Origin of the sequence: Streptomyces sp. NPDC005533 (assembly GCF_042871845.1) — a bacterium.
Classification (GTDB): Bacteria; Actinomycetota; Actinomycetes; order Streptomycetales; family Streptomycetaceae; genus Streptomyces.
Genome location: NZ_JBIAJH010000001.1, coordinates 74,569 through 81,227 on the forward strand (window position 1 = coordinate 74,569; position 6,659 = coordinate 81,227).

3 protein-coding genes are annotated in these 6,659 nt (G+C 74.8%); 1 reads left to right on the forward strand and 2 read right to left on the reverse strand.

The features are described 5' to 3' along the window. Window positions 1-21: 21 nt before the first annotated feature. A complete protein-coding gene (scy, locus tag ACFYP3_RS00390) occupies window positions 22-4,578 on the reverse strand; it encodes a polarized growth protein Scy (RefSeq protein ID WP_388824437.1) in 4,557 nt (1,518 codons plus the stop codon). A 193-nt stretch (window positions 4,579-4,771) separates the two neighbouring features. Further along, on the reverse strand, window positions 4,772-5,200 hold the full coding sequence (mce, locus tag ACFYP3_RS00395; RefSeq protein ID WP_008738238.1) for a methylmalonyl-CoA epimerase: 429 nt from the start codon (window positions 5,198-5,200) through the stop codon (window positions 4,772-4,774). 135 nt (window positions 5,201-5,335) lie between these two features. On the opposite strand from mce, the gene ACFYP3_RS00400 reads away from it, so the two are divergent. Beyond that, on the forward strand, window positions 5,336-6,535 hold the full coding sequence (locus ACFYP3_RS00400; RefSeq protein ID WP_388824442.1) for an acetyl-CoA C-acetyltransferase: 1,200 nt from the start codon (window positions 5,336-5,338) through the stop codon (window positions 6,533-6,535). The last annotated feature ends 124 nt before the right edge of the window (window positions 6,536-6,659 follow it).

Sequence of the window (6,659 nt, forward strand, 5' to 3'; positions counted from 1 at the left end):
ACACATTCCCGTCGGGTTTGGCTACCCCTCTGACGTCTTGCCACCCGAACGAGTGGATCCTGCGGTCACTCCGGCCTTCACGCCCCCCGCGCCCTGGCCGCCGACCGTCGGCTTCCCGCCGCCCGAAGGCGCCTCGAATGATTCCAACGCCTCAAGAACGTCCTGGACACGGGAGATCTCCGCCTGAATGTCCTCGCGCCGACGCACCAGGACCTCCAGCTCACGGCGGCCCTCGTCGACGAGGCGCTCGGCTTCCGCCTTGGCCTCCGCGAGAGCCTTCTCGGCCTCCCGGGCCAGCTCCGCCTTCTTCTGCTCGGCCTCCTTGAGCAGCGCCTCCGCCTTGCGCACCGCCGCGATGCGCACCTTGCTCGCCTCGCTGCTCGCGTCCGACACCAGGGCCTTGGCCTTCGCCTCGGCCTCGACGCTCTGCTCGGTCGCCGCCCGCACCAGCTTGTCCACGCGCTCGCCGGCCGACTTCATCTGCTCGGCCGACTCCCGGCGGGCCCGCTCGTGCAGCTCCTCGACCTCGCTCTCGACCCGGCCGCGCAGCTCCTCCGCCCGCTCCCTTATGGCAGCCGCGTCCGTGCGCGCGCCGACCAGCAGCTCGTCGGCGTCCGTCCGGGCCTTCTCCACCATGGAGTTGCCCTCGACGGTCGCCTCCGCGGTGATCCGCGCCGCCTCCTTGCGGGCCGCGTCGACCATCGCGTCGGCCTGCTCCTCGGCCGCCGTGGTGGCGGCGAGGGCCTGCTTCTGCGCGTCGCCCGTGAGCTTGTCGGCCTCCGCGGCAGCCTTCGTGATGAGCCGGTCGACCTGCTCCGCCGCCTCGGTGCGCCGCTTGTTGGCCTCCTCGCGGGCCTCGTCCAGCAGCCGCTCCGACTCCGTACGGGCCTCCGTACGGATGCGCTCCGCCGCGGTCGCCGCCTCGGCCTTGACCCGCTCGGCCTCCGAGCGGGTACGGGACGCGTGCTCCTGCGCCGAGGACAGCGCCTCCGACGCGTCCGCACGCAGCCGCTCGGCCTCGCCGGCCGCCTCTGCGACGGTGCGCTCGTTGTCCTTGCGGGTCCGCTCGATGAGCTTCTCCGCCTCGGACGCCGCCTCCGTGATGAGCCGGTCCGCCTGCTCGGCCGCCTCGGTGCGCAAGCGGTTCGCCTCGGCGCGCGCCTCGTCCAGCGTCTGCTCGGACTCCCGCTCGGCGCCCGCCAGCGTCTCGTTGGCCGCGACCGTGACGCGGTCCGCCTCCGCGGTGGCCTCGCCGATGATCCGGCCGCCGTCCGCCCGGGCGTCGTCCAGGACGCGGGCCGCCTCGGCGCGCAGCCGCTCGGCCTCCGCCGCCGCCTCGCCGACCGTGGCCTCGTTGGCCGCCCGGGTCTCCTCGATGAGCCGGTCGCCCTCGGCGCGCGACTCCAGGATGATCCGCGCGGCGTCGCGTTCGGCGCTCGCGAGGGTCTCCGCCGCCTGCGCCTTGAACCGTGCCGCGTCGGCGCCCAGCCGCTCGGCCTTCGCCGCCGCCTCGCCCACGGTGGCCTCGTTGGCCGCCCGGGTCTCCTCGATGAGCCGGTCCGCTTCCGCCGACGCCTCGGTGATGAGCCGGTCGACCTGCTCCGCGGCCTCGGTCCGCAGCCGGTTGCCCTCGGCGCGGGCCTGGTCGAGGATCGCCGCCGCCTCGACGCGGGTGGCCTCCGCCGCCTGCGCCGCCTCGGTCGTGATCCGCGAGGCCTCCGCCTCGGCCTCGGCGACCGTGGCCGCGTTGGCCGCGAGGGTCTCCGCGGTGAGCCGCTCGGCCTCCGCCGTCGCCTCGGCCGTGATCCGGGCGCCCTCGGCGCGCGCGGCCTCCAGGGACTCCGCCGCCTCGCCGCGGATGCGGTTCGCGTCGTCACGGGCGTCGGCCCGGGTGCGCGCCGCGTCCCGCTCGGACGCGGCCAGCGCGTCCGTGGCCTCCGTACGCACCCGCTGCGCGTACTCGGCGGTGTCGCCGCGCAGCTGCTCCGCCTCGGCGATCGCCTCGCCGACCGTCCGCTCGGCCAGCGCCTTCGCCGCGTCCGTCTCGGCACGCGCCTCGCTGCGGATCCGGTTGGCGTCCTCGGTGGCCCGCTCCCGTTCCGCGTAGGCGTCGGAACGGACCCGGCCGGCCTCTTCCTCGGCCTCCGTCCTCGTACGCTCCGCCGCGTGCTCGGCGGCGTTGCGCAGTCCGGCGACCTCCTCCTCGGCCTGCTCGTGCAGCCCGGCCACGGAGTCCCGTACCTGCTGGGCGGTGGCCTCGGCCGCCGACACCAGCTCCGACGCGCGGCGCTCGGCCTCCTCGGTCAGGCGGGCCGCCTCGGCCTGCGCCTCCTCCGAGCGGCGGCGGGCCGCGGCCAGCAGCTCCTCGCTCTGCTCGCGGGCCTGCGCCCGCTCCTGCTCCGCGTCCGTGCGGGCCGACGCCAGGGTCTCCTCGGACTCCCGGCGGCGCCGGGCGGCCTCCTCCTGCGCGGCGGAGAGGGCCTCGGCGGCCTCCTCGGCGACCCGCTCGGCCGCCGCCTTCGCCTCGGCGCGCAGCCGGTCCGCGGTCTCCTGCGCCTCCGAGCGCACCCGCTCCGCCTCGGCCTCGGCCTCGCCGCGCAGCCGTACGGCGACCTGTTCGGCCTCCGCGCGCACCCGCCCGGCGTCCTGCGCCGCTTCGGTGCGCAGCTGGTCGGCCTCCGCCTCGGCCTGCGTCTGCAGGGTGCGGATCCGCTCGGCCGCCTCCGCACGCTGCCGGTCGGTCTCCTCCGCGGTCTCCCGGCGGATGTTCTCCGCCGCCCCGCGCGCGTCGCGCAGCGTCTGCTCGGCCGTCGTCAGCCGGCTCTCGGCGTCGGTGTGCAGCCGTACGAGCTCCTCGTCGGCCTCCGCCCGCCGGGCGGCCACCGCCTGCTCGGTCTCCTCGCGCCGCGCCATGGCGGCGGCGTCCGCCTCGGCGCGTACGGCCTCGGCCCGCTCCTCGGCTTCGGCGCGCAGCCGCTCGGCCTCGGCGCGGGTCCGCTCCAGGGTCTCCTCGGCCTGCTTGCGCAGGGTGCCGGCCCGCTCGACGGCCTCGGCGCGGACCCGCTCGCTCTCGGCGGTCGCCCCGCCGCGCAGCTCGTCCGCGTCCGACTTGGCCTTGCCGAGCAGCTCCTCGGCGGTCCGGGCCGCCTCCTCGATCTGCTGGACCGCCTCGCGGCGGGCCTCGCCGCGGATGCGCTCGCCCTCGGCGACGGCCTCCGCGCGCAGCTGCTCGGCCTCACCGCGCAGCCGCCGGGCCTCTTCCTGGAGTTCGACCGTGCGGGCCCGGTACTCCTCGGTGTCGTCCTTCGCGGCGCCCTTGAGCTCGTCCGCCGTGGCGGCGGCCTGCAGGCGCAGCCGGTCGGCCTCGGACTCGGCCTCGCGGCGGATCCGCTCGGCCTCCTCGGACGCGGCCCGGGTGGTGGCCCGGGCGTCCTCCGAGGCCTTGTTCAGTACGTCCTCCGCGGTGCGGGCGGCCTTCGCCAGCTGCGCCGCCATGTCCTCGGCCGCGGCCGTACGGGCCTGCTCGCCGGCCTCGGTGCGCTGCCGCTCGGCGTCCGCGCGGGCGTCGGCCAGGGCCTGTTCGGCCTCCGCCTTGAGGGCCTCGGCCTCCTTGGTGGCCTCGCCGACCAGCCGGGCGACCTGCTCCTTGGCGGTGCGGGTGCGCTGCTCGTTGACGGACTCCGCCGACGCGAGCTGGCGGGCCGCGCTCTCCTTGGCCTCGGCGAGGACGCGTTCGGCTTCGGCACGGGCCTCGCGCAGCGCGGCTTCGGCCTCCTGCGCGCGGGACTCGGCCACCCGGCCGAGGTCCATGGTCTGCTGCCGGGTCTGCTCGGCCTCGGCGGAGGTGGTGGAACGCAGCCGCTCCGCGTGCTCGGTGGCCTCCTGGGCCTGCGCGGAGGCGGCGGTCAACAGCCGCTCGGCCTCCTTGCGGGCGCGCAGCAGGGTGGCCTCGGTCTCCGCACGGGCCGCCTCCGCGTCGGCGGCCATCCGGCGCCGGGTCTCCTCGGCGACCCGGGCGGCCTCGGCGCGGGCGGCGTTCAGGGACTGCTCGGCCTCGGCGCGGGACTCCTCCAGGAGCCGGCGCGCCTGGGACTCCGTACGGGCGCGCAGCTGCTCGGCCCACGCCACGTTCTCGTTGACGTGCGCCTCGACGGTCTGGCGGCGCTCGTTGAGCTCCTGGTCCAGCCGCTGGCGGCGGTTGACGGCCTCGGCGTGCAGCTCCGCCTGGAGCCGCGCCTGGTGCTCGGCGTGCTCCTGGAGGATGCGCTGGGTCTGCGCCCGGGCGTCGCGCAGCTCGCGCTCGGCGTCGGAGCGCATCTGGTCGGCCTGGATCTGGGCATTGCGGAGCAGTTGCTCCGCCTGGTATCCCATGTCCGCGCCGTCGTAGGCGGGGCGGGACGCCAGCGATCGGCGTACCTCGTGGAGCTTGGCGCGCAGCACCTCGACCTGGTATCCCAGGTCCTCAGCGTGCTGGACGGCCTTCCCGCGCTCCTTCTTCAGCCGCTCCATCTCGGCTTCGAAGCGCGAGAGGTGGTCGGCCCCGGCCTGATGGCTCTCCTGGCTTTCGTAGCCCCGCACAGCGCGGTCCCATCCGTCCCCTGGTCGCAAGCTCACTCCCAAATGAGCATCGCTCGCCCGCTGAACGACGCCCCCGGGGGAATGGTGTCAGATACCGGGGCAGGGGTCACAGGCCCCGACCCCGTCTCCGCACCGAACCCCGGCCGAGCCATGGCCACTCTACCGGCCGGGGAATCGGGCCATCAGTGGTCCATCAGTGCTCGGGGTTGGAGGTGACCAGTTCGGTGAGGACGCCGTGGCAGTCCTTGGGGTGCAGGAAGGTGATCGAGGAGCCCATGGAGCCGGTGCGGGGCTGGTCGTAGAGGACGCGGACGCCCTTGCCGCGGATGGCCTCCGAGTCGCCCTGGACGTCCTCGGTGCCGAAGGCGATGTGGTGGACCCCCTCGCCGTTCTTGGCCAGCCACTTGCCCACCGCGGAGTCCTCGCGGGTGGGCTCCAGGAGCTGGAGGTAGGAGGCGCCGCCGTCGGACGTCTCGTTGATCTTCAGCATGGCCTCGCGGACACCCTGCTCCTCGTTGACCTCGGAGTGGAACACCTCGAAGCCGTACGTGGCACGGTAGAACTCGACGGTCTTGTCCAGGTCGAAGCAGGCGATCCCGATGTGGTCGATTCTTGTCAGCATGGTGACAGTGCACCGCCGAAGGGGGCGGTCACGCAACGTGCGCGCGATCACACCGGCAGCCCGGTGACCGCTGCGGTACCGCCCAGTACATTCACGTAAACCCTCGTTCACTCCTCATCCAAGGGGCTGTGCCTCATGTCCGGATCGAACAACACCACTTCTGTGATCGTCGCCGGGGCCCGCACGCCCATGGGGCGGCTGCTCGGCTCGCTCAAGTCCTTCTCGGGTGCCGACCTCGGCGGCTTCGCCATCAAGTCCGCGCTGGAGCGGGCCGGCATCTCCGGCGACCAGGTCCAGTACGTGATCATGGGCCAGGTGCTGCAGGCCGGCGCCGGCCAGATCCCCGCCCGCCAGGCGGCGGTCAAGGCCGGCATCCCGATGAACGTGCCCGCCCTGACCATCAACAAGGTGTGCCTCTCGGGCCTGGACGCGATCGCGCTGGCCGACCAGCTGATCCGCGCCGGTGAGTTCGACATCGTGGTCGCGGGCGGCCAGGAGTCCATGACCAACGCCCCGCACCTGCTGCCCAAGTCCCGCGAGGGCTTCAAGTACGGCGCCATCGAGATGCTCGACGCGATGGCCTACGACGGTCTCACCGACGCCTTCGAGAACATCGCGATGGGCGAGTCGACCGAGAAGCACAACACCCGCCTCGGCATCGAGCGCGCCCCGCAGGACGAGTTCGCCGCCGCCTCGCACCAGCGGGCCGCGGCCGCGCAGAAGAACGGCGTCTTCGAGGCCGAGATCACCCCGGTCGAGATCCCGCAGCGCAAGGGCGACCCGGTGATCTTCTCGGCGGACGAGGGCATCCGTCCCGAGACCACCGTGGAGTCCCTGGGCAGGCTGCGCCCCGCCTTCGCCAAGGACGGCACGATCACCGCCGGCACGTCCTCCCAGATCAGCGACGGCGCGGCCGCCGTGGTCGTGATGAGCAAGGCGAAGGCCGAGGAGCTCGGCCTGGAGTGGATCGCCGAGATCGGCGCCCACGGCAACGTCGCGGGTCCGGACAACTCCCTCCAGTCGCAGCCGTCCAACGCGATCCTGCACGCCCTGAAGAAGGAGGGCCTGGAGGTCTCCGACCTGGACCTCATCGAGATCAACGAGGCCTTCGCCGCGGTCGCCGTGCAGTCAATGAAGGACCTCGGCGTGACCCCGGAAAAGGTGAACGTCAACGGTGGCGCCATCGCCCTGGGCCACCCGATCGGCATGTCCGGCGCCCGCGTGGTGCTGCACCTGGCGCTGGAGCTGAAGCGCCGCGGCGGCGGGATCGGCGCGGCCGCGCTGTGTGGTGGCGGCGGCCAGGGCGACGCCCTGATCGTCCGCGTCGCCAAGTAGGCACCGGCGGGGGGGGGGGGGGGGGGGGGGGGGGGGCGGCGCGGGCGCCCCCCCCCCCGCCCCCCCCCCCCCCCCCCCCCCCCCCCCCCCCCCCCCCCCCCCGGCCCCCGCGCGCCCCCCCCCG

Excerpts from the sequence above, each read along its gene's own strand:
- mce (WP_008738238.1), bottom strand. The coding sequence starts at position 5,200 with ATGCTGACAAGAATCGACCACATCGGGATCGCCTGCTTCGACCTGGAC.
- ACFYP3_RS00400 (WP_388824442.1), top strand. The coding sequence starts at position 5,336 with ATGTCCGGATCGAACAACACCACTTCTGTGATCGTCGCCGGGGCCCGC.